General features: G+C 64.0%; 19 protein-coding genes and 1 pseudogene. 8 read left to right on the top strand and 12 right to left on the bottom strand.

The genetic code is table 11. The features are described 5' to 3' along the window. Positions 1-97: 97 nt before the first annotated feature. Positions 98-526 carry a cytochrome c gene (locus ACWPXE_RS20040; RefSeq protein WP_200527645.1) on the top strand — a complete coding sequence of 143 codons (429 nt, stop codon included), beginning with the start codon at positions 98-100 and terminating at the stop codon, positions 524-526. Between the two features lie 63 nt (positions 527-589). On the opposite strand, the gene ACWPXE_RS20035 is transcribed toward ACWPXE_RS20040, so the two are convergent. Continuing rightward, positions 590-1297: a cytochrome b/b6 domain-containing protein gene (locus tag ACWPXE_RS20035; RefSeq protein ID WP_454019180.1), complete on the bottom strand. Its 708-nt coding sequence runs from the start codon at positions 1295-1297 to the stop codon at positions 590-592. A 211-nt stretch (positions 1298-1508) separates the two neighbouring features. Between ACWPXE_RS20035 and ACWPXE_RS20030 the strand changes: the two genes are divergently transcribed. The 3 genes from ACWPXE_RS20030 to ACWPXE_RS20020 all read left to right on the top strand — a co-directional run bounded on the left by ACWPXE_RS20030 (position 1509) and on the right by ACWPXE_RS20020 (position 4300). Beyond that, positions 1509-1748 (top strand): DUF4170 domain-containing protein, encoded by a 240-nt coding sequence (locus ACWPXE_RS20030; RefSeq protein WP_035675610.1) that lies wholly within the window; start codon positions 1509-1511, stop codon positions 1746-1748. A 61-nt stretch (positions 1749-1809) separates the two neighbouring features. Then, a complete protein-coding gene (locus ACWPXE_RS20025) occupies positions 1810-2325 on the top strand; it encodes a metallophosphoesterase family protein (RefSeq protein ID WP_454019179.1) in 516 nt (171 codons plus the stop codon). A 1138-nt stretch (positions 2326-3463) separates the two neighbouring features. After that, on the top strand, positions 3464-4300 hold the full coding sequence (locus ACWPXE_RS20020) for a DUF4344 domain-containing metallopeptidase (RefSeq protein ID WP_454019178.1): 837 nt from the start codon (positions 3464-3466) through the stop codon (positions 4298-4300). 141 nt (positions 4301-4441) lie between these two features. Here the strand turns inward: ACWPXE_RS20020 and ACWPXE_RS20015 are convergent, their stop codons facing one another. From ACWPXE_RS20015 to arcD, 9 genes are all read right to left on the bottom strand, one after another. Next, a complete protein-coding gene (locus ACWPXE_RS20015) occupies positions 4442-4621 on the bottom strand; it encodes a hypothetical protein (RefSeq protein WP_454019177.1) in 180 nt (59 codons plus the stop codon). Between the two features lie 104 nt (positions 4622-4725). Then, on the bottom strand, positions 4726-5169 hold the full coding sequence (locus ACWPXE_RS20010) for a hypothetical protein (protein WP_454019176.1): 444 nt from the start codon (positions 5167-5169) through the stop codon (positions 4726-4728). A 183-nt stretch (positions 5170-5352) separates the two neighbouring features. Then, positions 5353-6450, bottom strand: coding sequence for an alcohol dehydrogenase AdhP (gene adhP / locus ACWPXE_RS20005; RefSeq protein ID WP_454019175.1), 1098 nt, complete (start codon positions 6448-6450; stop codon positions 5353-5355). Positions 6451-6508: 58 nt separating this feature from the next. Next, a complete protein-coding gene (locus ACWPXE_RS20000; protein ID WP_454019174.1) occupies positions 6509-7732 on the bottom strand; it encodes a porin in 1224 nt (407 codons plus the stop codon). Positions 7733-7838: 106 nt separating this feature from the next. After that, positions 7839-9344, bottom strand: a complete 1506-nt coding sequence (locus ACWPXE_RS19995; RefSeq protein ID WP_454019173.1) for a Na+/H+ antiporter NhaC family protein — start codon at positions 9342-9344, stop codon at positions 7839-7841. Between the two features lie 43 nt (positions 9345-9387). After that, positions 9388-10341, bottom strand: coding sequence for a carbamate kinase (gene arcC, locus ACWPXE_RS19990; RefSeq protein ID WP_454019172.1), 954 nt, complete (start codon positions 10339-10341; stop codon positions 9388-9390). A 15-nt stretch (positions 10342-10356) separates the two neighbouring features. After that, positions 10357-11361: an ornithine carbamoyltransferase gene (locus ACWPXE_RS19985; protein WP_454019171.1), complete on the bottom strand. Its 1005-nt coding sequence runs from the start codon at positions 11359-11361 to the stop codon at positions 10357-10359. Positions 11362-11408: 47 nt separating this feature from the next. Continuing rightward, entirely contained in the window at positions 11409-12638 is a 1230-nt protein-coding gene (locus ACWPXE_RS19980; protein ID WP_454019170.1) for an arginine deiminase, read from the bottom strand. Positions 12639-12709: 71 nt separating this feature from the next. Then, positions 12710-14200 carry an arginine-ornithine antiporter gene (arcD, locus tag ACWPXE_RS19975; RefSeq protein WP_454019169.1) on the bottom strand — a complete coding sequence of 497 codons (1491 nt, stop codon included), beginning with the start codon at positions 14198-14200 and terminating at the stop codon, positions 12710-12712. A gap of 874 nt (positions 14201-15074) precedes the next feature. Here arcD and ACWPXE_RS19970 point away from each other — a divergent pair. The 4 genes from ACWPXE_RS19970 (at position 15075) to glgX (ending at position 23324) form a co-directional block, all read left to right on the top strand. After that, positions 15075-15956, top strand: coding sequence for a cyclic nucleotide-binding domain-containing protein (locus ACWPXE_RS19970; RefSeq protein WP_454019168.1), 882 nt, complete (start codon positions 15075-15077; stop codon positions 15954-15956). A gap of 136 nt (positions 15957-16092) precedes the next feature. Further along, the gene (locus ACWPXE_RS19965) at positions 16093-18600 is read left to right on the top strand and encodes a phosphoketolase family protein (RefSeq protein WP_454019167.1); all 2508 of its coding nucleotides are present in this window, start codon (positions 16093-16095) and stop codon (positions 18598-18600) included. Positions 18601-18669: 69 nt separating this feature from the next. After that, positions 18670-21195 (top strand): glycogen/starch/alpha-glucan phosphorylase, encoded by a 2526-nt coding sequence (locus ACWPXE_RS19960; protein ID WP_454019166.1) that lies wholly within the window; start codon positions 18670-18672, stop codon positions 21193-21195. A gap of 20 nt (positions 21196-21215) precedes the next feature. Next, complete coding sequence (gene glgX, locus ACWPXE_RS19955) at positions 21216-23324, top strand: glycogen debranching protein GlgX (RefSeq protein ID WP_454019165.1); 2109 nt, start codon at positions 21216-21218, stop codon at positions 23322-23324. A 155-nt stretch (positions 23325-23479) separates the two neighbouring features. On the opposite strand, the pseudogene ACWPXE_RS19950 reads toward glgX, so the two are convergent. Together ACWPXE_RS19950 and ACWPXE_RS19945 are read right to left on the bottom strand one after the other, a co-directional pair. After that, a pseudogene (locus ACWPXE_RS19950) lies at positions 23480-23650 on the bottom strand (transposase); the annotation flags it as partial. A gap of 283 nt (positions 23651-23933) precedes the next feature. Next, a complete protein-coding gene (locus ACWPXE_RS19945) occupies positions 23934-24992 on the bottom strand; it encodes an IS630 family transposase (RefSeq protein WP_454018128.1) in 1059 nt (352 codons plus the stop codon). Position 24993 lies beyond the last annotated feature (1 nt).

Raw genomic sequence — 24993 nt, 5'->3', positions numbered from 1 at the left:
GCCGGATGCTGCACCGCACAGGCCCGGCTTGACAGCCCGCGCCGCGGACGGGGTATCTTACCTCTTTCTAATCAAACCCATCATCCGGAGGATCTGCATGCTCACCCGCGTCACGCTGGCCGCCACGGCCGCCCTGCTCCTCGTCGGCGGCACGGCGATGGCCCAGGATTCGATCAAGGCGCGCAAGGACGGTTTCCAGACCAGCAAGAACGCGATGGCCGAGATCAAGGACCTGCTGGGGAGCGACAAGGTCGCCCAGGTCGGCCCGGCCGCCCAGCGCATGAGCGCCTTCGCCGCCCAGATCCCCACCCTGTTCCCCGCGGGCAGCGACAAGGGCGACACCAAGGCCAAGGGCGACATCTGGGCGAACAACGCCGACTTCACCGCCAAGGCCCAGGCCTACGAGGCGGCCGCCAAGGGGCTGGAAGCCGCCGCGGCGTCCGGCGACAAGGCCGCCACCGCCAAGCAGTTCGCCGCCGTGGGCGGCGCCTGCAAGGCTTGCCACGAGCGCTACCGCGCCGACTGATCCGGCCGGTCCGCAAACACGTCCTTCCCCGCCGGTCGCGGGGAAGGACCCTTGCGGCGAGCCTCAGCCCGCCTGCACCACCGCCGCCACCAGACCCGCCGCCGCGGCCAACACCGCCAGGGCCAGAGTGGCCGGACGGCGCTTTGGCGACTCGACCGGCGCATCCGCCGGAATCGCCTTCCGCCCCGTGACCATCGGGCGGATCAGATTGTCCCGCTTGACCAGCAGATAGGCCAGCACGGCCAGCACATGCACGCCGATCAGGATCAGGATTCCGTCGGCCAGGATGCGGTGCAGCGTGCTGAACCCCGCCACCATACTCCCCGATGCCAGCGCCACCAGCGGCCCGTCCACCAGGATGTCGTCGGAGGTGAAGAGGCCGGCCACCGCCTGGAGCGTCAGCGCCCCCAGCAGAGCCAGCACCATCAGCCCGCCCATCGGGTTGTGCCCGACGACCGGCGCGGGTTCCTTGCCGCCGCGCCCGGCGCGGAGCATCCCGCAGGCGTAGGCGAGAACCGCGCGCGGACCCTTCACGAAGTGGCTGAAGCGCGCCGTCTGGCTGCCGATCAGCCCCCAGACCAGCCGGAACAGCAGGAGCGCCAGGATCGCCTCCCCCGCCAGCATGTGGATGGTCATGCGGTCGGTCTTGGCGGAGACGACCGCGACCGTCACCAAAAGGACCAGGCTCCAGTGAAACAGGCGCGTCGGCAAGTCCCAGACGGCCACGTCGCGCCGGGCCTTCGTGCGATTTGTGGTATTACCAACAACCATGAATCACCCCTCGCTTCGTCTGTTCTTCCTTAGACTATGCCCCAAGGCGGTGCCTTTTGCCCAGCTTTCGGAAAAAAAGCGACAATCGAGAGGGTAGGCGGCGGCGCAGCACTGTCATTGCACTTGAAGAAGCGGGCGGACGACGGATATGACGTACTCAAAAATCCGGCCAACCCCGTTCCACCCCCGTCCAATCAAGGATGCCCGCGTCATGCCCGACAAGCAGCTTCTCCACCTCGTCTTCGGCGGCGAACTCGTCCGTCCCGATTCCGACCAGTTCGTCGATCCGACGAAGGTCCACATCGTGGGCATCTTCCCCAACTACGACGAGGCGTACAAGGCGTGGCGCGGCGCCACCGGGATGACCATCGACGACGCCCACACCCGCTACTTCATCGTGCACCTGCACCGCCTGCTCGATCCGTCGGCGGATGGGCACAAGCACGATTGACGGACGGCCGCAGCGGCGGCGCGGGGAACCCTCTGCGCCGCCGCTGTGTTAAGGCCTCCCGATGGCGGTCTTTTTCACCAGCGACACGCATTTCGGCCACGCCGGCGCGCTCAGCCGCTTCCGCCGCCCCTTCACGTCGGTCGCGGAGATGGACGAGGTCATGGCGGCCAACTGGAACGCCACGGTCGGCCCGGACGACGAGGTGTGGCACCTCGGCGATTTCGCCCTACACCGCAAGCCGGACGCCATGGCGGCGCTTCTGGAGCGGTTGCACGGCACCAAGCACCTGATCACCGGCAACAACGACGGCCCCGCCACACTGGCCCTGCCCGGTTGGGCGAGCGTCCAGCCTTACGCGGAACTTTCGCTGGGCGAGCGGCGGCTGGTGCTGTGCCACTACGCCTTTCGCACCTGGAACGGCATGTACAAGGGCGCTTTGAACCTGCACGGCCACAGCCACGGCCAGTTGAAGGGTATGCCCCGGCAATTCGACGTCGGTGTGGATGTGTGGGATTTCCGCCCGGTGACCGTCGATGAAATTCTTGCCTCACGGCAACGGACGAAGAAACGGGAATAGTCCATGCGACGCCTGCCTCGGCCTTCCGCAAAGAAAGGGCGGCGCAGCGGGAATGGCGTGGATGGCGTCCGATGGAAATCGGCTGAGCCGGCTTGGTCTATGGACCGGCTCCACTCAGCGGCTTGCTGAGAAAATCTGGCGGAGGGCCAAGTTCGAGGCGAGGTTCCCTGACCCCGACAAGGCCGCCAAAAGACAGGTGCGGTCGGAGTCCGAGACCGTTCCACTGCTCAACAGGGAAAATACAGGGAAATGCGGCTGGTGCGCTGACGTGGGCTGGCGTTGGGGATACCGTTTGGTGCTGACATTTTCAGCCTTGCGGCGCGCTCAACCGATTCGGACGCCAATCGGAAACAGGGAATTCCTGTTCGTTGTATCCGTGGCCCTGAACGCTTGGTCATGCCCCACAGTTCCCACACCACGCTCGGGGACGCGACCGGTCGTGTTCTGGGAGGAGGGCCGGTTGCGGCCGGCTGGACGGGTCAACATGACCCGCTCGGACCTGGAGGGTTTTGGCCGTTCGCTGACCAAGGAGGATGAGGTCGTTGTTGAAGCGACCAGTAACAGCATGGTTCGCTTCAGGATAAACCCGCCGAGCACGAAATTCCGGATACCCCCAGCAGGACTGCGCACCCCGCATGATGGTCACGGACATGCTGAGGCCGTACGCCGCAGCCAAGCTGGTATATCAGCCGGCGTTGGAGCATTCCCAGCACAAGGGCATCAACAACCGGGCCGAAAATTCGCTCCAACCGACCTGACGCCGTGAGCGTCAGATGAAACGCTTCAAATCAGCAGGCCAAGTTCAGCGCTTCCGATCCATCCGCACCCCCATCGCCAGTTTATTTCCAACTCTGTCGTGACCACCACGCCGCCACCGACTTCCGCACTGTTCGGGCCCAGGCATTCGCCGTCTGGATCGGTGTCGCCGGTGTGCCGTTGATGGAGCACAGCTCTCGGAGCGCGACCAGAACACGCAAGTCCAGGCCATATTGGCACAGAGAACTCCATGCAATGGCAATTGCCCCTCATGGATCTACATTTCCCCCGTCAGGATATCTGTACAGCGGTTCGGGGATCATGTTGGATAATGTCTGTGGGACCGATTAATGTCCCCTTGGCCGACAGAGGAGCGCGGCCCATGCGTGCTCATTCACGTTGCACCCGTTTCGCTTACACGTTTTGCGGCGTTCTTCTGATCGCACTGGCGACCGTTGCCATCGCTTGCCCGGCGGACGCCCGTCCAGGCGATGTCCGGACCGTCTACGCCGTGCCGAAAAACCCTTCGCACGAGGCGATTTACCGGACGTTGCAGGACAAGCGCGTGTTGGAACGCATCCGCGAACGCGTTGAGGGAATCGACCTGCCGCGCGTGCTGACCATCAGGACCGAGGGGTGCGACGGTGAGATCAATGCCTCCTACGAGACCTCCGACGCCACGCTGACCATCTGTTACGAATATCTCGCCTACATCCAGGAACTCGGACAGAACATCCCACCGGCCGGTGTCAGCGAGGGGCTGACGCCTGCGAACTACATCGTCGGCCCCTTTCTGGAGGTCGTGCTTCACGAACTCGCCCACGCCATTTTCGATCTGAAGAAAGTGCCGATCCTGGGCCGTGAGGAGGATGCCGCCGATCAAATTGCCGCCTACACGTTGTTGCAGTTGGGCAAGGACGAGGCCCGCCGGGTGATCGCCAGCGTTGCCGTCATGTACGCGAGCGAGGCGAAGGAAGCGCCGACGGAGTTGAAGGACTTCGCGAACGAGCACAGCTTGCCAGCCCAACGTTTCTACAACTTGATGTGTATCAGCTATGGCTCCGACCGGAAGAGCTTCGGCGATTTCGTGGAGAAGGGCTATCTGCCGGCCGAACGGGCCGAACTGTGCGAAGAGGAGTACCGGCAGGTCAAGTTTGCCTACGAAAAGCTCGTGGCGCCCCATTTGAGGGGGGTGCGAAAGGCGAACCGCTCCGGGTGAGCATCCGCTCCGGCCTTCCCGCGTTGCAAAGGCAAAGTGAAGTTTGACCACCCCCGTTTTCCGTGTAGAGGGAAGCTGGTCAAGTGGCTTCAAGAACGCGATGGCAAAAATCAAAAAATCAATTCCAATGGAAAACCGCTTCTATCGCAGAAGCGGCACGACAATAGGTTTGTTTTCGAGCAGGTGGACATCATTATTATAGCCAAAAATCAGATACCCTGCGATGGCTATTGCCCCAACGACAACAATCGTTTTTGCTATCAGGATGATGAGGTATTTATACTGGGTTTTTTCCATTGGCTTCCTGCGGCTCTGCATCATGTTCATTGCCTCGAGAGAACCGAATGTTATTTGGAACGCAAGGCGCCCGAACGTTCGCAATTTTTCCTGATCTGCGAACGTCGAAGTCCGTTTGTTCCATGTCGCTAACGTCGACCACCCAACCGACCGCCACCTAGCCTGCCTCCACCAAAGCTGCCGCGATCAAACGAGCCGGTCCGGGTTCCGGCGCCACTGCGATCCGGGCCACCGCCGGATCCTGCCGGGAAGCGCGATGGCCCGGCCGCGGCAGGCGTCACGGAACGGAGCGTCCCATCGCGGACGCGGGTCTGCATGCTGGAAACCACCTGTTGTCGCTTCTCCGCATCCAAGCCGCTCCATGCTTGTTGCACGCGCGCGCGCTCGTCGGCGCTGAGAGCGTTCCATCGGTCACGAATCTGCTCCTTCTCCTCGGGTGAGAGCGTGTCCCATTTCCGCTTGAGCGCGGCCTTCTGCTCGTCGGTCAGCCCGGCGAGGAAGTCCACGTCACCCTCATCATAGTAGTAGACCCAATCGTCATCATAGAACGGGTAGCCCCAAGGGTCGTTCACATATGCAACGCTCCCCGATCCGGCACAGCCGGCCAGGACGACGACCCCCAGTGCTCCCGCCAGAAACCCGCGTCGCGACCACATGCCGATCTTTCCCTTGTTTGCAGGTTGGAACAACGTAAGTCTTGGTCGAAATCACGGGCGTGCTGCTGCTCACATGGATTGGCTGCCATTTGGCGTTTGTTACATCCGCATGACCACCCGCCCGTCGATCTCGTTGTTGCGCATCCGGCTGAACACGTCGTTGATGTTCTCCAAGTGCTCGACCGAATAGTGAACCTTCACCTTGCCGTCGCCGGCGAACTGGAGGCATTCGGCGAGGTCCAACCGGGTGCCGACGATCGATCCGCGGATCGTCTTCCGCATCAGAACCGTGCTGAAGATGTCCAGTTCGAACGATCCGGGCGGCAGGCCGACGAGGGCCATGGTGCCTCGCTTGGCGAGCATGCCGAGAGCCTGATTGAAGGCATGCCGGGACACAGCGGTGACGAGCACGCCCTGGGCGCCGCCGCACAATGCCTTGACCTCGGCAACCGGATCGGTCGTCTTCGCGTTGATCGCGGCATCCGCGCCCATGGCACGGGCGAGCGCCAGCTTTTCGTCGGAGATGTCGACGGCGATCACGTCGAGCCCCATGGCCTTCGCGTACTGCACGGCAATGTGGCCGAGTCCGCCGATCCCGGAGATCACAACCGTGTCGCCGGGCTTGGTGTCGGTTTCCTTCAGCCCCTTGTAGACGGTTACGCCGGCGCACAGGATCGGGGCGGCCATTTCCCAGTCAAGCCTGTCCGGCAGGTGGCCGACATAGTTGGGATCCGCGAGCGTGTACTCCGCGAAGCCGCCGTTGACGGAGTAGCCGGTGTTCTGCTGCAGGTCGCACAAGGTTTCCCAGCCGGCGAGACACTGCCGGCAGTGCCCGCAGGCCGTGTGCAGCCAGGGAACGCCGACCCGGTCGCCCTCCTTCACCGCGGTCACGCCGGCGCCCACCGCGGCAACGGTGCCGACACCCTCATGGCCTGGAATGAAGGGGGGGTTCGGCTTCACCGGCCAGTCGCCGTCGGCCGCGTGCAGGTCGGTGTGGCAAACACCCGACGCTTCGATCTTGACCAGGATCTGGCCCGGACCGACCTCCGGCACCGGAACCTCTTCGATCGACAGCGGCATTTTGAATTGGCGGACCACCGCCGCTTTCATCGTTTTTGCCATGGTTCCCTTCCTTGCCGTGGCTTCCATAGGAACGTTGATGATATCCAGCATGGCGGCGATGCCGTTGCCGGGCATTCCGGCGCTTTTCGGTTCAACGCTCCACGCTGGATCAGCTTTTCCGCTCCCTTGACGATCAGAAGGCCAGGACCGTGCGAAGCACGATGACGTGCGCCTTGTCATCCGGCGAGCCCGTGGCCGCGGTCTCGGGGCGATCGCTGTTGGCGAGCACATAGTCGTATTGGGCGTTCACGGTCAGGCCCGAAGCGACCGTGTAACCGGCACCAACTTCGTAGGCCGTCACCCGCCGGCTGCCTGGGTCGAGCATGGAGCCGGGGTCGACGCCGTACTTGTAATTCGCACCCACCACGATGGCTCCGGCGGTGTACTGCACACCCGCGGTCCAGTTGTACATATCGTCCGCGAAGAAACCGGGACGTTTGTTCTGGCCCGATTTGCCGAAGCTGGTGTAACTGCCGCCGACGGCGAAGCCGGCATAACCGAGTTGGGCGCCAACCTGCCAAGCGTTCAGGTCGCGGAAGGAGTCAGCGGCCACCGTGCTGTCCGAGGACGTGCCCCAGAAATAGCCGGCACTGGCCTTGACGTCGAAGCCGAAGACGTTGCCGTCATAGTTCGCGCCAACCTCGACCAGATTGGCGAAGGAGTTGGTGACGCCCTGGTTGGCGATCGCCGAAGACGCTTTCAACCGGTTGACGTCCTGATTGAAGGAATCGTTGCGCGGGGTGTAGCTGGCACCGAACTGCACGCCGGCAAAACGTGGGGAGAAGTAGACGATCTTCGTTGCGTTGGCGTCCGGTGTCAGCGACGGCCACAGGATGCTGGCGGCGTTGACGGCTTCGGCGACCCCACCGAGGACGTCGGAGCCCTGATACCGGCCATTCGCCGGGTTGACGGACTGCCCGGCCGTCGTCGGGCCGACCCAGTTCGTCACCTGATCGAGATCGATGATGCTGGTCGGCAGATAGTCGCCCGGCGTCGAGATGAAGGTCTCATCGTTGAAGGAGTTGGACACGCCGAGGCGCACCTCGCCAAGCCTGCCTTGTGCGAAGATGAAGGCACGGTCGGCGTTGACGCCGGTGTCGGAACCGGAGGCGCGGATGCGGATGCGCCCACCATACTCCAGGCCGTCGTCCGCTTTGGCGACTGGTGTGATGTGCACGCGGAAGCGGTTGCGGAACTCGGTCGAACGCAGGCCGGAGTCAAGGTCCTGATTGACGAAGCCGGCTTCGAAGAAGGCATCGCCACCGATTTTTATCTCGTACTTGGCCTGGGCATTGGCTTCCCCGGCGCCCGTTGCCAGTGCAACGGCAGCGCAGCCCGCCAGAAAACAGCGGTTCATGATCGTCCCCTCCATCCTGGCAGTGATCACTCCACACGTTGAGCCAAAAGACGGAATTGCTCATATCCGCGCCGGGCAGCGGCCGACGCCATCGTGCAAAGGCTCGTCAGCCTTGCAGAGGCGGTGCGTTGCCCGGAGGCGTGTCGATGGTCGTTCTCCACACCCGCAGACCGGAGACAGCGAAGAGAATCGTCACCAAGGGATTGAGAATGTTGAAGAAGCAGTACATGGCGAAGCCCGTCGCCGACACGCCGAGCGCTGCCGCCATGTAGGCTCCGCAACTGTTCCAGGGGATCAGCGGTGAGGTCACCGTCGCCGAATCGCCGACGACGCGCGACAGCAGCACCGGGGCGAGGCCCCTCTTCGCGAATTCCGCCTTGAACAACCGGCCCGGCAGGGCGATCGAAATATACTGGTCCGAGGTGACGATGTTGGCGCCGATGCAGGTGGCGACCACGGTCGCCACGAGCCCACCGACGGACCTCATCCGATGGATCACCGGGTCGATCAGGCGATTGAGGAGCCCGGCATGCTCCACCGTCGCGCCGAACGACAGCGCGGTGATGATCAGCCACACCGTGTTCATCATGCTGGACATGCCGCCCCGCGTCAGGATGACATCGAGGGACTCGTTGCCGCTGTGCGCGACGTAGCCGTTGGCGAGCGCCATCCACACCCCCTTCAGCATGGCGACGGCGGCCGGCATCTCCGGTGCGGCGGCGAAGGCGACGACGCGCGCCGGCTCCAGGACGACCGCCAGAAGACCGCCTGCCAGGGCGCCGAAGAAGATCGTGATGAAGGGCGGGAACCGGGCGATCGACAGGCCGAGAACCAGCAGCAGCGGCGTGAAGGCCCAGAGCGACACCGTGAAGTGGCTTTCGATGCCGGATATCATGGCGGTCGCGTCGAAATCGCCGGGCGCCCCCAGCATCCCGAAGAGAAGGATGGCGGCGAGCAGGGCCGGAACCGAAGTGAACAGCGATTCCCGGATGTGCTCGTAGATCCCGGCCCCCGTCACCGCGGTCGCCAGATTGGCGGTGTCGGACAGCGGGGAGGCCTTGTCGCCGAAATAGGCGCCGGAGATCACCGCGCCGGCCGTGATTTCCGGCGACAGGTTCATGCTGGCCGCCACGCCCATCAGGCCGATGCCGATGGTGCCCGCCACGGTCCAGGAGCTTCCGATGCTGAAGCCGACCAGGGCGCAGATGATTGCGGTCGTCGCGTAAAAATAATGGGGACTGAGGATCTGGAGGCCGTAATAGACCATCGCCACGATGGTGCCGCTGAGCGCCCAGGTGCCGATCAGCGCGCCCACCGCCAGCAGGATCATGATGGCCGCGAGCCCGGTGGCGATGCCGTCGACCACGGCTTGGCGCACCCCCTCCCAGGGCATCCCGTTCTTGTAGGCGATCCCCGCCGCGATGATCCCGGAGAACAGCAGCGCCACCTGGTTCGGCCCGGCGGAGGCGTCCTTGCCGAACAGGAGGTAGGACAACGCGAGCAGAGCGATGAGGGCGATCATCGGAAGCAAGGCGTCAAGCAGGGTGGGCCGACGCGCCTCCCGCTTTTCTCCAGCCGCTGTCGGGATATGGTTCGAGACGTGGTTCGCCATGGTCGCAGCCCCCTTTTCCGGATCGCCGCCCCAATCAGGCCGCCTATCCGTGCCAACTCGTCGTCGTGAAGGCGTTGTCGATCAGCGTGCCCTTTTCGCCGCGCACGATCGCCGGAATGTCGGCGAGCGCCCCGATCGCGGCGGTTCGCCCCGTCGCCGTCGCGAACCGGCAGGCGGCGTCCACCTTCGGCCCCATGGACCCGGCCGGGAACGTGTGCCGGCCCATCGCGTCGGGGCTCGCGCGATGGATGGCCCGCGCGTCCGGCGTTCCCCAGCCGAGGAACACGGCCTCGGCGTCGGTCGCCATGATGAGAAGGTCGGCACCCAGCTCGCGCGCCAGCAGCTCCGAGCAGAGGTCCTTGTCGATCACCGCCTCGACGCCGACCAGCGTGCGTTCCTTGGCCGGCTGGTACATGGCCGGCTGGTACATGGTGGGTATCCCGCCGCCGCCGGCGCAGATCACGATGGTTCCCTGATCCAGCAGCCAGCGGATTGGCCGGATCTCGAAGATGCGCTTGGGGGCCGGCGACGGCACGACCCGCCGCCAGGACGCGCCGTCCGGCTTGAACACCCACCCCTTCTCGGCGGCGATGCGCTCGGCCTCGGCGGCTCCATAGACCGGCCCCACGAACTTGGTTGGATCGCCGAAGGCCGGGTCGTCGCCGTCGACCTCCACCATGGTCAGCAGCGTGGCGAAAGGCACCTCGAACGGCAGCAGGTTGCCCAGCTCCTGCTCGATCATGTAGCCGATCATGCCCTCGGTCTCGGCCCCCAGGACGTCCAGCGGATAGGCCTCGTCCGGCCGGTAGGCGGCGCCCTGGAGCGCCAGAAGCCCCACCTGCGGCCCGTTTCCGTGGCTGATCACGAGCTGATGCTCCCGGGCGACCGGGGCCATGGCCTCGGCGGCGATGCGGATGTTGCGGCGCTGCACGTCGGCGGTCATCGGCTCGCCGCGTTTCAACAGAGCGTTGCCTCCCAAAGCGACGACGACGCGCATGGTCTCATTCCCCTCTCATTCCCCCAACGTGGCGACGAGAAGCGCCTTGATCGTGTGCATCCGGTTTTCCGCCTGTTCGAAGGCGATGTTCGCCTCCGATTCGAAGACCTCGTTGGTCACCTCGAGCCCGTTGGGCATCCCGTAGTCCTCGGCGATCTGCCGGCCGAGCGTCGTCTCGCTGTCGTGGAAGGCCGGCAGGCAGTGCATGAACTTGACCTGCGGGTTGCCGCTTGCCGCCATCAGCTCCGGGTTGACCTGATAGGGCTTCAGCAGCGCGATCCGCTCCCGCCAGACGTTCTTGGGCTCGCCCATCGAAACCCACACGTCGGTGTGGATGAAATCGACCCCGGCCACCGCTTCGGCGGTGTCGCTGGTGATGGTCAGCCGTGCGCCGGACGCCGCCGCGAGCCGGTGAGCGATGGCGGTGTACTCCTCCGACGGCCACAGGCTCTGCGGTCCGCAGATGCGTACGTCCATGCCCATCAGGCAGCCGACGATCATCAGCGAATGGCCCATGTTGGACCGGGTGTCGCCGACATAGGCGTACGTGATGTCGGTGATCGGCTTGTCGCTGTGCTCGCGCATCGTCATGACGTCGGCGAGCATCTGGGTCGGGTGGTATTCGTCGGTGAGGCCGTTGTAGACCGGCACACCCGCGTACTTCGCCAGCTGCTCCACGCCGCCCTGCGCGGCGCCGCGGTACTCGATGGCATCGTACATCCGGCCGAGGACGCGCGCGGTGTCCTTGAAGGACTCCTTGTGGCCGATCTGCGAGCCGGCGGGATCGAGGTAGGTGACGTTGGCGCCCTGGTCGTGGCAGGCGACCTCGAAGGCGCAGCGGGTCCGCGTCGACGTCTTTTCGAAGATCAGGCAGATCTCCTTGCCGCGCAGGTGCTGCTGCTCGGTCCTGGCGTACTTCGCACGCTTGAGGTCGCGCGCGAGGTCGAGCACATAGCGGAACTCCCGCGGCGTGTAATCCTGGACGGTGAGCAGCGACCGGTTGCGCAGATTGAAGCTCATCTTTTCCTCCTGGGGTTCCCTCCGGGCTCGTTGTCCGCGGCTGGTCGTCAGTAGGCGGGCTCCCGCCAGATCGGGCAGGTCATGCAGTGGCCGCCGCCCCGTCCCCGGCCGAGTTCCGCCCCGCGGACGGTGATGACCTCGACGCCGGCCTTGCGCAGCAGCGTGTTGGTGTAGGTGTTGCGGTCGTAGGCCACGACCACGCCGGGTTCGAGGGCGACGACGTTGTTGCCGTCGTCCCATTGCTCGCGCTCCGCCTCGTAGGCGTTTCCGCCGGTGCCGACGACGCGGAGCCTGGAGTAGCCCAGCGCGTCGGCCACGACCTCCAGCAGCGGCCTCGCCTCGGGCCGCACCTCGAAGCGTCCCTCGTCGTCCAGGGGATAGGCGCTGTAACAGCGGATCTGGTCGACGACCTCCCGGAAAACCGTCACCAGATCGCGGTCGCAGAACGAGAACACCGTGTCCAGATGCATGGCAGCACGGCTTTTCGGCATCAGGCAGGCAATGACCCGGGACGCCGCGTTGTTGCGGAACAGCGCGCGGGTCACTTGGCCGACCGCTTGGCGGTTGGTGCGCTCTCCCATGCCGATGAGGACGATGCCCTTGCCAACCGGCATCACGTCGCCACCCTCCAGCGAGGCGCCGGTGAAGTCCTCGTCCGAATCGCCCCACCAGATCGTGAAGCCGCCATCCCGGAAGCGGGGATGGAACTTGTAGACCGCCCGCTGCAGCAGCGTCTCCGGCTTGCGGGCCGGCCAGAACATCGGGTTGCAGGTCACGCCGTTGTAGATCCAGCAGGACGGGTCCCGCTGGAACAGCGTGTTGGGGATCGGCGGCAGCACGAAATCGGTGCCACCGAACGCCTCGTTCAACAGCACGCTCACGGTGTTGTCCGGCAGGTCCGATATGGCGATGCCGCCGATGAGGTGGACGGCGAGTTCCCTGGACGGCATCTCGTCCAGCCAGGGGCGCATGACCTCCACGGCGGCGACCCCGACGGTGTTGGCGGTGACGCGGCGGTCGAGCACGAACCTGCGCGCCTGAGGATCGTCGAGCGTTTGCGCCAGCAGGTCGTGCAGGTCCAGCACCTCGACCCCGCGCTCCTCCATCTTCAGCACGAGGTCGTGATGGTCCTTCTGCGCCTCGTGCACCCAGATGACGTCATCGAACAGAAGGTCGTGGCAGTTGCCGGGGGTAAGGCGCTGGTGCGCCAGCGACGGCCGGCAAACCAGGACGGTCCGCAGCTTGCCGACTTCCGAATGCACGCCGACTTCAGACATGACGCATCTCCCTGCTTCGATGGCCCGGTATTCCGTGCGGGCCTTGTTGTCTTGTGACGGCGCGGCGGCCATCACAGCGGGCTGATCGTGCCGGTCCACATGAGCCAGGCGGCGAGCACGGCGAGGACAGCGATGGCCGCCGCGATGGCCACCTCCACACTGGTGAAGGCGCGCTCTCCGTGCTCGCGTCGGGCCCGGACATAGACGAGGATTCCCGGTGCGAAGAGGACCGCGCACATCAGCAGGTACTGAAGGCCGGCCGCGTAGACGAGCCAGAGGCCGTAGGCCGTCGCCAAGGCACCGACCAGGATGCCCTTCGTCCGCGATTCCGCACCGTAGCCTTCGCCGGTCAGGGCCAGTTTCAACGCGTAGGCGCCGGACAGAACGTAGGGGGGAAGGATCGCGACCGAGGCTATGAAGTAGAAGAACTGGTAAGCGCTGCGCGAAAAGAAGCTGAGCGCGAGGAAGAGCTGGATCAGCAGATTGGTTGCCCAGAGCGCGTTCACGGGCGACCCGTTGGCATTCTCCGCGGCGAACCATTTCGGGAAAGTCCCGTCGCGGCCGCAGGTGTAGGGGATCTCCGCGCACAGCAGCGTCCAGGAGAGGAAGGCGCCGCCGACCGAGATCACCAAGCCGATGTTGATCAGGGCGGCGCCCCACGGGCCGACGAGTGACTCGAACACGCCCGCCATGGACGGCACCTTGAGGTCGGCGAGTTCGGGTTGCCGCAGGACGCCCGTCGCCAGCAGCGAGACCAGCACGTAGATTCCCAGCGCGCCGACGAAACCGATCACGGTCGCCCGCCCGACGTCGGAGCGGCGGGCCGCACGGGCGGAATAGACGCTGGCGCCCTCGATGCCGATGAACACCCACAGAGTCACCAGCATGGTGCTCTTCACCTGCTCCATGAGCGAACCGAGGCCGCCCGTGCCGGACCCGGCGCCGGTTCCCCAGAAATCCACCGTGAAGCGATCCCAATGGAAGCCGACGATGGCCACCAGGACGAACAGGAACAGCGGCACCAGCTTGGCAATCGAGGTGACGACGTTCACGAAGGCCGCCTGTTTGATGCCGCTGAGCACGAGCGCGTGGATCAGCCACAGGCACAGCGACGCGCCGACGATGGAGGGCAGGTTGTTGCCGTCGCCGAAGATGGGGAAGAAGTGGGACAGGGCCGAGAAGATGGCCACCGCGTAGGCCACGTTTCCAAGAAAGGCGCTCAGCCAATAGCCCCAGGCGCTGTTGAAACCGACGAACGGTCCGAAGCCGGCCTTGGCATAGGCATAGGGGCCCGCGTTCAGGTTCGGTTTGCGCACGGCCAAGTTTTGGTACACGAAGGCGAGCATCATCATGCCGATGCCGGTGATCATCCAGCCGATCAGGATGGCGCCGGGCGACGCACCTTTGGACATGTCCGATGGAAGATTGAAAACGCCGCCGCCGATCATCGAGCCGACAACGAGCGCAACGAGGGGGAGCAAGGTCAGCTTGTCCGACTTCTGGGTCTGCGCTACGCCAGCGTTTTTCACCGACACGAGATCGTTCACGTCAGCCGTCGTCATCGCTGCCTCTCCGCTATCCTCGCCTCCCTGCCGTCATCTCCCTGTCGTCAAGGATTTCCTCCAATGAGGCGGGCAATGAGGCGGGCAATGAGGCGGAGCGTCTTCCGCTCCAGCGCCGACCGGTCACGTCCATTGAATGGCCTTCAAGGAATGGAGACCGGGAATGGAAGTCCCAAACTTGACTGTTCGACGGCCCGTTACATAAGTTCGATACGGTTTCCACGTCACTATTCGTCGCTTGCATTGTTTTCTAAGGACTTGGCGGAGCGAAAAGGACTTTCGCCACGCCGTGAACAGGGACGTGATACGGTATCCCAACCAATGATTTTTGACATATCAAAGGACAAGCTCACTTGCGCAATATATTTATTTCGCAATTGCGAATTTGCAGTTGCGAAATAAGAGAGCTGCTTGGCTCCAGCTTAAGGAAGTGCGATTTTACTTTTCATCAACCGCCAAATTTTGATGGATCCGCCGTCGGCAGAACGCAGCTCCAAAGGACTGCAGATTTTCGGCAGTGATCTGGGGCGGTGATCTGGGTAGTCTTGAAACCGTACGTCTTGAGCATCCTGTGTGTCAGCGCGAGGAGCGCGGCGGGAAAACGAAAACCGCGGTACGGGTTGGTGAGCATGCCCGGCAACCAGCCATGCCGGACCGTTTACCACCAACCTGACAACACACGACCGTTCACCGGAAACGGCGAAGTGCCGGTTTATGCTTGGGTTGATCCGATGGATGACATGAACTGCGTGTTCAATCGAACGCGCGATGGAAAGAATCACGGCCGTACAGTCGTGACCGCCTGGTCGTCCGATGAAACGATGCACCAAAAGAGAGGAGAGTTGGAACTCTGTCGTGTGCGTCCATTTTTCCGGTGGGTTTCACTTCTGCTTTCGTCATACAGAATTCCCGTCTGTCGTGCCATTGCGACGCACGGCCAAACAGCGGAGAACATCCGGATATGGCCAAATCCATTCAGTTCAAATCAGGCGATTTGCTGTTCCGGCGGGGGGACGCGAGCGACTGCGTTCTTTGGGTCAAGCATGGGGAAATCGAAGTCCTGCGCGAGAATGGCGACAACGCCATCCTGATCGGGCATGTGCGGGGCGGCGAGTGGCTGGGCGAGATGGGCGTCATTGAAGGCCGCAGCCGGAGTGCCACCGCCCGGGCCGTCAGCGATGGCGCCGCGGAAGTCCTTTCCCCGCAGGAGTTCCTGGACCGGGTGAGCCGGGACGCATCCCTGGCGCGCGGGTTGATCCAGCGTCTCAGCATCCGCCTGCGGACGATCGAGGACAAGATTGCCGGCGACCTGCTGCTCTCGACGCGCGAGGCGGAAACGGCGGAGAACGGCGCGCCGTCGTCGGAGGCCCTTACCAACGACAACGAACGCATTCTATTGACCGCCGGGTCGGACTCCCTGCGCAGCCGGATCGGTCCAAGCTCAATTCAGGTTGGGCAACTGCCCTTCGTGGTCGGTCGGCTCCCGATCAACGGCGAGGCACCGCCCCCACGGTCACCCGATCTGTCCATCGACGATCAGCCGCCGTTTCGCCTGTCGCGCGATCACTTCATGATCAGCCGCAGCCAGGGCCGGCTGCTCGTGTCCGATCTTGGCAGCACGCTTGGGACGGTCGTCAACGGGCAGCCGATCGGGCACGATTTCATGAGGGACACCGCCCTTCTGAACCACGGTGAGAACCGCGTCGTTGCGGGCGGCTGGGGATCGCCCTTCGAGTTCATCGTTTCCATCGGCTGAAGGGGCGTTGCCGAACAAAAGCGCTTTTTCGCATCCCGCGAAGCGGATGCCGGACCCAGGTCATACACCGATGAGACCGAGACGGAATGGGCGGGCACTGGCACTCTGACCGCTGCCACGCTTGGTGGAATGATGGATGCCGCACACCGACCCGATCCAACGCCGAGAGGTCGGGCGTGGCATCGCAGAGGACCGCGTCACATCACCAGGGCTGCGGGAGGCGGGCATGGCCGAAGCGCTGTCAGTCAAGGAAAAGGCTCTCATTGACGCATACTGGCGGGCAGCCAACTATTTGTCCGTTGGACAGATTTATCTTTATGACAATCCATTGCTCAAAGTTCCCCTTACCCTCGAACACATAAAGCCGAGGTTGTTGGGGCATTGGGGAACCACACCCGGCTTGAATTTCATCTATGTCCATCTGAACCGGATGATTCGGCAATTGGATCTGAACATGATCTGTATTGCCGGTCCTGGGCATGGCGGACCAGCCATGGTCGCGAATGCCTATCTTGAGGGAACATACAGCGAAGTCTACCCGAACATCTCGCCGGACGAAGAGGGCATCAAGCGCCTCTTCACCCAATTCTCGTTTCCCGGCGGGATTCCCAGCCACGTGGCGCCGGAGACGCCCGGTTCGATTCATGAAGGCGGCGAACTCGGATACGCCGTGTCCCACGCGTACGGAGCCGCCTTCGACAACCCCGACCTGATTGTTGCCTGCATCGTCGGCGACGGGGAGGCGGAAACCGGACCCCTGGCGACGAGCTGGCATTCCAACAAATTCCTCAACCCGCTCAGCGATGGCGCCGTTCTGCCGATCCTGCACCTCAACGGCTACAAGATCGCCAACCCCACCATTCTCTCCCGGATCAGCCACGAGGAGCTGGAGCAGCTGTTCCGCGGGTATGGATACATCCCCTATTTCGTGGAAGGCCACGAACCGGACGACATGCATGAACGCATGGCCTCCACTCTGGACACGGCCATCGCCGACATTCGGCGGATCAAGGACGACGCGCGCCGAAACGGGGTCACGCAGCGTCCCCGCTGGCCCCTGATCGTGCTCCGCACACCGAAGGGATGGACATGCCCGAAGGAGATCGACGGCAAGCGGGCCGAGGATTTCTGGCGTTCGCATCAGGTTCCGATGGGGGAAATGCATGAGAACCCGGACCATGTGCGTGTTCTCGAAGAATGGATGAAAAGCTACCGACCCGAGGAGCTTTTCGACGAGCGAGGCCGCCTCCGCCCCGACCTCGCCGACTTGGCCCCCCGCGGCATTCGCCGTATGAGCGCCAACCCGCACGCCAATGGCGGCACGCTCCTGCGCGATCTGCGTCTTCCGGATTTCCGCGACTACGCCGTCCCGGTGGAGGCTCCCGGCGTGGCTGTCGCAGAAGCCACCCGCGTGATGGGGCAGTTTCTCCGCGATGTGATGAAGCTGAACCTCGACGCGCGGAACTTCCGGCTCTTCAGTCCCGATGAGAACAACTCCAACCGCTGGCAGGACGTGCTCCAGGTCACGGACCGGACATGGCTTGCCGACACCGTCCCGTGGGACGACCATCTCGCCCCGGACGGCCGGGTCATGGAGATGCTCAGCGAACACCAATGCCAGGGGTGGCTTGAAGGCTATCTGCTGACGGGTCGGCACGGTTTCTTTTCCTGCTACGAAGCCTTCATCCATATCGTCGATTCGATGTTCAACCAGCACGCCAAGTGGCTGAAGGTCTGCCGGACCATTCCCTGGCGGCGTCCCGTCGCCTCGCTGAACTACCTGCTGTCCAGCCATGTCTGGCGCCAGGACCACAACGGCTTCAGTCACCAGGACCCCGGCTTCATCGACCATGTGGTGAACAAGAAGGCCGACGTCGTCCGGGTCTATCTGCCACCCGATGCCAATTGCCTGCTGTCGGTCACGGACCATTGCCTGCGCAGCCGGAACTGCGTCAACGTCGTCGTCGCCGGGAAGCAACCGGCCCCGCAGTGGTTGACGATGGATGAAGCCATCAGGCATTGCACGGCCGGCCTGGGGATCTGGGAATGGGCCAGCAACGACCGCGGCGGCGAACCCGATGTGGTGATGGCCTGCTGCGGCGACGTGCCGACGCTGGAGACCCTGGCGGCGGTCGATCTCCTGCGCCATTACGCCCCGGACCTGAAGGCCCGCGTCATCAACGTCGTCGATCTCATGACCTTGCAGCCCCCGGGGGAGCATCCGCACGGGCTTCCGGATCGCGACTTCGATGCGCTGTTCACCACCGACAAACCGATCATCTTCGCCTTCCACGGCTATCCCTGGCTCATTCACCGGCTGACTTACCGGCGGGCCGGCCACGGGAACCTGCATGTGCGTGGCTACAAGGAGGAGGGCACCACCAGCACGCCCTTCGACATGTGCGTGCTGAACGATCTCGACCGGTTCCACCTCGTGGGCGACGTGATCGACCGGGTTTCGGCGCTCGGCGCGAGCGCCGCCTACGTCAAGCAGGCAATGCGCGACAAGCTCATCGCGCACAAGGAACACATCCGGCGGTATGGCGACGACATGCCCGAGATCGCGGGATGGATATGGGACCAGACGGGCGCGGGCCAAACCGGAGCGGTCGCAGCCGCCTCGACCGAAGCCGACAATGTTTGAACCATAAGACGATGGTCGGGCCATCCGTCGGACGGCGCGGCGGCTGCGACCGGGCGAGGAGGAAACGCCATGAGCAGCGACATGACCATGGCCGACGCAACGGCGTCGAACGTCTCCGGATCGACGGATCTGCTCCAGCGATACGGGTGCGGCCCGATCCACTTCACCGGAACGCACGACGCGCTCTACGAGCGGCACCTGATGTTCGACCATGTGGTCGATCCCACGTCGGTCGGTCCCCGCGAACGCTACGAGGCGGTCGCCCGCTCCGTGCGCGACGTGCTGTCACAGCGGTGGCTTCGCACCGAGCAAACCTACGAACGCGAGAACCCGAAACGCGTCTATTACCTTTCCCTGGAGTTCCTCATCGGGCGCTCCCTGGCCAACAACGTCATGAACCTTCTTCTCGATCCGGTCGTGGCGCGGGTCGCCGACGAGAAGGGGATCGACTGGCTTGCCCTGCTCGACGAGGAGCCCGACGCCGGGCTGGGGAACGGGGGGCTTGGCCGGTTGGCGGCCTGCTTCATCGACTCCATGGCCACGATGCAGATCCCGGCCATGGGATATGGGCTCCGCTACGAATACGGCATTTTCCGGCAGAGCCTGCGGGATGGCTGGCAGCAGGAACAGCCCGACAACTGGCTGCGCCGGCCCGATCCCTGGGAGGTCGCCCGGCCGCAGGAGGCCGTGGAGATCAGGCTTGGCTGCTCGTTCGAGGTGCGCAACGGGACGTTCGCCGCCGTGCCCGGCCGGCCGTCCAGCCTGCTCGGCATTCCGTATGACCGCCCCGTCATCGGATACGGCGGCCGAACGATCAACACATTGCGGCTCTGGGCGGCGGCGGCACCGCACGCGCTGGACTTCCAGGCGTTCAGCGCCGGCGACTTCGTCAGCGCGCTCGCCGAACGGCTCTCGGCGGAGTCCCTCACACGGGTCCTGTACCCCGACGATTCGACGAGCATGGGTCAGGGCCTGCGTTTCGTGCAGGAGTATTTTCTGGTCGCCTGTTCCCTGGCGGATCTCGTGCGGCGCTTCCGCCGGACCAATTTGGTCGGCAGCCCGGCCGATTGGCGGGTGCTTCCCGACAAGGTCGCCGTCCAGCTCAACGACACCCACCCGAGCCTGACGGTGTCCGAACTGATGCGGATCCTGCTCGACGACGCGGGGCTCGGCTGGGAGGAGGCGTGGGATCTCACGCGGCGGACACTCGCCTACACGAATCACACCCTGCTGCCCGAGGCGCTCGAAAAATGGCCGCTGCCCTGGTTCGAGCTTCTGCTGCCGCGCCACCTGGAGATCATCCTGGAGATCAACCGCCGGCTTCTCGACGAAGTGCGGGCCCGCTTTCCCGGCGATGAGGGCCGTATCGAGCGTGTGAGCTTGGTCGAGGAGGGCGGTCCACGGAAGATCCGGATGGCCAACCTCGCCATCGTCGGATCGCACAGCACCAACGGGGTCGCTGCGATCCATTCCGATCTGCTGCGCACCGTGACGGTCAAGGATCTGGCCGAACTGTATCCCGAGCGCTTCAGCAACAAGACCAACGGCGTGACGCCCCGGCGTTGGCTTCGGCTGGCCAACCCCGCCCTCTCCCGCTGCATCACCGACGCCATTGGGGACGGATGGATCACCGACCTGTCCCAATTGGCCAAGCTGACGCCGCTTGCCGACGACGGGGCTTTCCAGGACGCCGTGCGGGAGGCCAAGCGCGCCATGAAGCACCGCTTCGTGGCGTGGCTTGCATCGACCAGCGGCATCGCCGTCGATCCCGACACGATCTTCGACTGCCAGATCAAACGCATCCACGAATACAAGCGGCAGCTTCTGAACGCGTTGCGGATCGTCGTGCTCTACAACCGGATGCGGCAGAACCCCGGCCTCGACATGGCGCCGCGGACCTTCTTCTTCGCGGGAAAGGCGGCTCCCGCCTACCGTCTCGCCAAGGTGATCATCAAATTCCTCAACAACCTCGCCGTCGCCATCGACGACGACCCGGTGGTGCGCGGCCGTCTCAGGGTGGTGTTCCTGCCCGAGTACGGCGTGTCCCTGGCCGAGAAGCTGATTCCCGCCTCCGACGTGTCCAACCAGATCTCGACGGCGGGCTATGAGGCGAGCGGCACCAGCAACATGAAGTTCATGATGAACGGCGCATCGACGATCGGCACGCTCGACGGCGCGACGATCGAGATGGCGCAAGCCGCAGGCGAGGAGAACTTCTTCCTGTTCGGGTTGACGGCGGATCAGGTGAGCGGCAGCGCCGGCTGGTACAGCCCTTTCTGGCATCACCACAACGAACCGGAAACCCGCGCTGCGCTGGATCTGATCTTTTCCGACCATTTCAGCCGCAACGAACCGGGCATCTTCGAACCTCTGCGCAACGTTCTGCTGACGGGCGGGGACCGGTTCATGCATCTCGCCGATCTCACAGCTTATCTGGAGGCGGATCGGCGGTTGCTGGCGTCCTACGCGGCCCCGCAGGACTGGACGCGCAAGGTCATCATGAACATTGCCGGGTCCGGCCGGTTCTCCAGCGATCGCACCATCGCCGAATACGCCGCCGAGATATGGGATGCGAAGCCATGCCCGGTGCCGTAAGGGACGGATCGGCGGTCCAGATGGACGCGGATACGGGGCGGACCGGCACGCCCAGTCCCCCCGCTCGGGGAGCCGCGGCGCCGCTGGGAGCGATCCCCACCGGCCAGGGGACGAACTTCAGCGTGTTTTCGAAGCACGCGACCGGAATCGAGCTGCTGCTTTTCGACCGCGCCGAGGATGCGGGGCCTGCGCGCGTGATCCGCCTCGATCCCTCCACCCATCGCACCTATCATTACTGGCACGTGTTTCTTCCCGGCGTGACGGCCGGCCAAATCTATGGTTATCGCGCCGAGGGGCCATGGGACCCCGCCCACGGCCTGCGCTTCGATCGGGACAAGCTTCTCCTCGATCCCTATGGCCGCGCGGTGGTCGTTCCGGACCGCTACAGCCGCGACGACGCCCGCAAACCCGGAGACGATTGCGGCGGCGCCATGAAAAGCGTGGTTGTGGATCCGGGATCCTACGATTGGGAAGGCGACGCACCGTTGCGCCGGTCGTCCGCGCAGACCATCGTGTATGAGATGCATGTGCGCGGATTCACACGCCATCCCCGTTCCGGCATCGGCGAGAAGACCCGCGGCACGTTTGCCGGGCTGATCGAGAAGATTCCGTACCTTCAGAAATTGGGCGTCACCGCGGTGGAGCTGCTGCCGGTGTTCCAATTCGATGCGCAGGATTGCCCGCCGGGAAAGGTCAATTACTGGGGATACGCGCCGGTCTCGTTCTTTGCGCCGCATGCGGCGTACAGTTCGCGTTCCGATCCGCTCGGTCCGCTGGACGAGTTCCGCGACACGGTCAAGGCTCTGCACCGCGGCGGCATCGAAGTCATCCTCGACGTCGTTTTCAACCACACGGCGGAAGGCGACCACAGCGGGCCGACCCTGTGTTTCCGAGGGTTGGACAATCCCACCTATTATCTTCTCGAAGATGACCGATCCCGCTACGCCAACTACACGGGCACCGGGAACACCTTGAACGCCAATCACCCTGTCGTCCGGCGCATGATCGTGGACAGCCTTCGATACTGGGTCGAGACGATGCATGTGGACGGCTTCCGCTTCGATCTGGCCTCGGTTCTGTCCCGCGACACATCGGGGCATCCGATCCCGAACGCACCGATCCTGTGGGACATCGAAACGGAACCGGCGCTTGCCGGTACGAAGCTGATCGCCGAGGCTTGGGACGCGGCGGGCCTTTATCAGGTCGGCAGTTTCGTCGGCGACAGCTGGAAGGAATGGAACGGACGGTTCCGTGACGACGTGCGTGCGTTTTTCCGCGGTGAACCGGGATCGGTGACCCAGATCGCGGACCGCATCCTGGGCAGCCCGGAGATCTATGGGCATGAGGAGCGGGAGGCTGAACAAAGCGTCAACTTCGTGACCTGCCATGACGGCTTTACGCTCAACGACGTGGTGTCCTACGACCGCAAGCACAACGAGGCGAACGGCGAAGGCAATCGCGATGGCGCGGACGACAACCGCAGTTGGAACTGCGGCGTCGAAGGCCCGACCGACGACCCGGCAATCGAGCGGCTGAGAAACCGTCAGGTAAAGAATTTCCTGACCGTGACGATGCTATCGCTCGGCGTCCCGATGATCACGATGGGCGACGAGGCGCGGCGCACTCAGTCCGGCAACAACAACGCCTACTGCCAGGACAACGAAACCAGTTGGTTTGATTGGACGCTGGTCGAGACGCACGCGGACGTGCACCGGTTCGTGACTGTGCTCAACACACGCCGAAGCCTGCGGGACAGGATGTACGAGCGGGTGCCTTTGCGGCAGCTGCTCCGGAAGGCGAAGATAACCTGGCACGGCGTGACCCCCGAGCAACCGGATTGGAGCCGCGATTCCCACAGCATCGCCGTCGAAGCGAAGGTGGAGCAGGGCCGGCTTCGCATTTACCTGATCCTGAACGCCTACTGGAAACCGCTTCGCTTTGAACTTCCGCCAGCAAATGACGGCAGTGTTGGCCCATGGCACCGATGGATCGACACCTCGCTCGCCCCCCCATGTGATATCGTCGAGTGGAGCTTAGCGCCGACGCTGAGTGAGTTGTCCTATCTGGTGGAAGCGCGGTCCGTCGTCGTGCTGATCCATGACGCCGGCGAACCGACCCACCTGTCGTGACCCGTACCAAGCGTTGGTGTCTGGTTTTGGCGGAGGGAGACCGTGAGCATCCCCCGGCACAATGGACAGCGGGTTATGCGACCTGCAACTTGGCCTGCTCAGGAGTTCTGTAGCCAATCGCCGAGTAGAGGCGTTGGCGATTGTAGTAGGGGCTGTTAGCGCTTGATCCAATCGACGGCGGCGGCGAGGCAAAGGACGCCCATGAAGGAGTTGGCAGTTGTCTCGTAGCGGGTGGCAATTGCCCGCCACTCCTTGATCCTGGCCCAAAAGCGCTCGACGAGGTTGCGGTTGTTGTAGATCCAAGCCGGACAGGCGACCGGCGCATCGGTCTCGCTTATGCGTGATGCACTCTCTCGCATAAGCACCAATTGCCGCTTAAAGAGGAAAGCGACAAAAAATCCCTTGTTTCTAAAGGGGGAAAATGAACTGGCGGAGAGCGAAGTCCGAGGCGGGGTTCCCTGGCCCCAATGTGGCTGACAAGAGACAGGTTCGGCCAGAGTCCGAGACCGTTCCACTGCTCAACAGGGAAAATACAGGGAAAATCGGCTGTTGCGCTGACGTGGGTTGGTGTCATACCGATGGCGCATGAAGGCTTCCATTGCTTGGAATTCATGCGAATTGCGGCCACCAGTGGAACCATGTGGCGGCGCGGATACGGTCGGGATCATCGGCGAGACCGCAGCAGCGATCGGCGAGTGCTTGATCGAGGGCATCGAGATCCTCGAAGTAGGTGTTGGCGATCGTCTCGTTGGTCAGTGGCCAGAGATGCTCGGCGGGCTGCAATTCGGGGGAATACGGGGGTAAGAACTCCAGCGTGATGCCCTCCGGGATGTCCAGCGAGCCGGCGACATGCCAGCCCGCGCCATCGAGGACGATGAGCACCTGCTTGGTGGGCCCGGCCCCGACCTCGCGGGCAAAGGCGTCCAGGATAGCACCGAACATGGGCGCATCGAGGCCATCGACGAGAAACCAGATCACCTGTCCGGTGCTCGGCCGTACGAAGCCCGCGAGATACATCCACTCGAAGCGCTGGTGGCCGCGCGCCACCGGCCGGCGGCCGCGCGGCGCCCACACTCGGCGGAGCACCGGCTTCAGCCCGACGCGATGCTCATCCATCGCCCACACCTCCAAGGGTGTGTCCGGGTCTTCCTGCTGGAGGGCCTGCACACGGCGGCGGAACCGGGCCTTGAAGACCTCCTGGGCCAAGGGATCGGCTTCGGCATGGCGGGGGCGCGGTATTTGGCGGGTGAAGCCGAGCCGGCCCAGATAATCGGTGCCGCGCCGGGGTGAGACGAGCCGGCCAAGCATGCCGGCGATCCACTGGGCGACCGAGTGGCCCGTCCACAAACCGCGGCCGGGCGGCGGATCGGCCAGGCTAGTCCTCAGGCTTTGTCGCTGGTTTTCGTCGAGCAGCGGTCTGGCGCCGGGGTTGAACTGGCGCTGGTCACCCAGCCCCGCAACCCCGGCCTCGTTATAGCGTCCCACGATGACGCTGACCCAGCGCGGCGTGTACCCCGTCACCTCGGCCACGAACTGGGCCGAGCGCCCACTGGTCAGCAGCCAGATGATTTGCAGATGCGTCCGCTCCGTCGCATCCGTCGCGGCCTTGTACAGCCGATGCAACTCATCGGCGTCAAGGTGATGAACCAGGTGAACCTTGCTGCCCATG

The organism is Azospirillum sp. Marseille-Q6669 (genome assembly GCF_965111635.1).
This window is presented reverse-complemented; position numbering and strand designations above follow the sequence as displayed.

Excerpts from the sequence above, each read along its gene's own strand:
- ACWPXE_RS20040 (WP_200527645.1), top strand. The coding sequence starts at position 98 with ATGCTCACCCGCGTCACGCTGGCCGCCACGGCCGCCCTGCTCCTCGTC.
- ACWPXE_RS20035 (WP_454019180.1), bottom strand. The coding sequence starts at position 1,297 with ATGGTTGTTGGTAATACCACAAATCGCACGAAGGCCCGGCGCGACGTG.
- ACWPXE_RS20030 (WP_035675610.1), top strand. The coding sequence starts at position 1,509 with ATGCCCGACAAGCAGCTTCTCCACCTCGTCTTCGGCGGCGAACTCGTC.
- ACWPXE_RS20025 (WP_454019179.1), top strand. The coding sequence starts at position 1,810 with ATGGCGGTCTTTTTCACCAGCGACACGCATTTCGGCCACGCCGGCGCG.
- ACWPXE_RS20020 (WP_454019178.1), top strand. The coding sequence starts at position 3,464 with ATGCGTGCTCATTCACGTTGCACCCGTTTCGCTTACACGTTTTGCGGC.
- ACWPXE_RS20015 (WP_454019177.1), bottom strand. The coding sequence starts at position 4,621 with ATGATGCAGAGCCGCAGGAAGCCAATGGAAAAAACCCAGTATAAATAC.
- adhP (WP_454019175.1), bottom strand. The coding sequence starts at position 6,450 with ATGCCCGGCAACGGCATCGCCGCCATGCTGGATATCATCAACGTTCCT.
- ACWPXE_RS20000 (WP_454019174.1), bottom strand. The coding sequence starts at position 7,732 with ATGAACCGCTGTTTTCTGGCGGGCTGCGCTGCCGTTGCACTGGCAACG.
- ACWPXE_RS19995 (WP_454019173.1), bottom strand. The coding sequence starts at position 9,344 with ATGGCGAACCACGTCTCGAACCATATCCCGACAGCGGCTGGAGAAAAG.
- arcC (WP_454019172.1), bottom strand. The coding sequence starts at position 10,341 with ATGCGCGTCGTCGTCGCTTTGGGAGGCAACGCTCTGTTGAAACGCGGC.
- ACWPXE_RS19985 (WP_454019171.1), bottom strand. The coding sequence starts at position 11,361 with ATGAGCTTCAATCTGCGCAACCGGTCGCTGCTCACCGTCCAGGATTAC.
- ACWPXE_RS19980 (WP_454019170.1), bottom strand. The coding sequence starts at position 12,638 with ATGTCTGAAGTCGGCGTGCATTCGGAAGTCGGCAAGCTGCGGACCGTC.
- arcD (WP_454019169.1), bottom strand. The coding sequence starts at position 14,200 with ATGACGACGGCTGACGTGAACGATCTCGTGTCGGTGAAAAACGCTGGC.
- ACWPXE_RS19965 (WP_454019167.1), top strand. The coding sequence starts at position 16,093 with ATGCCGCACACCGACCCGATCCAACGCCGAGAGGTCGGGCGTGGCATC.
- ACWPXE_RS19960 (WP_454019166.1), top strand. The coding sequence starts at position 18,670 with ATGAGCAGCGACATGACCATGGCCGACGCAACGGCGTCGAACGTCTCC.
- glgX (WP_454019165.1), top strand. The coding sequence starts at position 21,216 with ATGGACGCGGATACGGGGCGGACCGGCACGCCCAGTCCCCCCGCTCGG.
- ACWPXE_RS19945 (WP_454018128.1), bottom strand. The coding sequence starts at position 24,992 with ATGGGCAGCAAGGTTCACCTGGTTCATCACCTTGACGCCGATGAGTTG.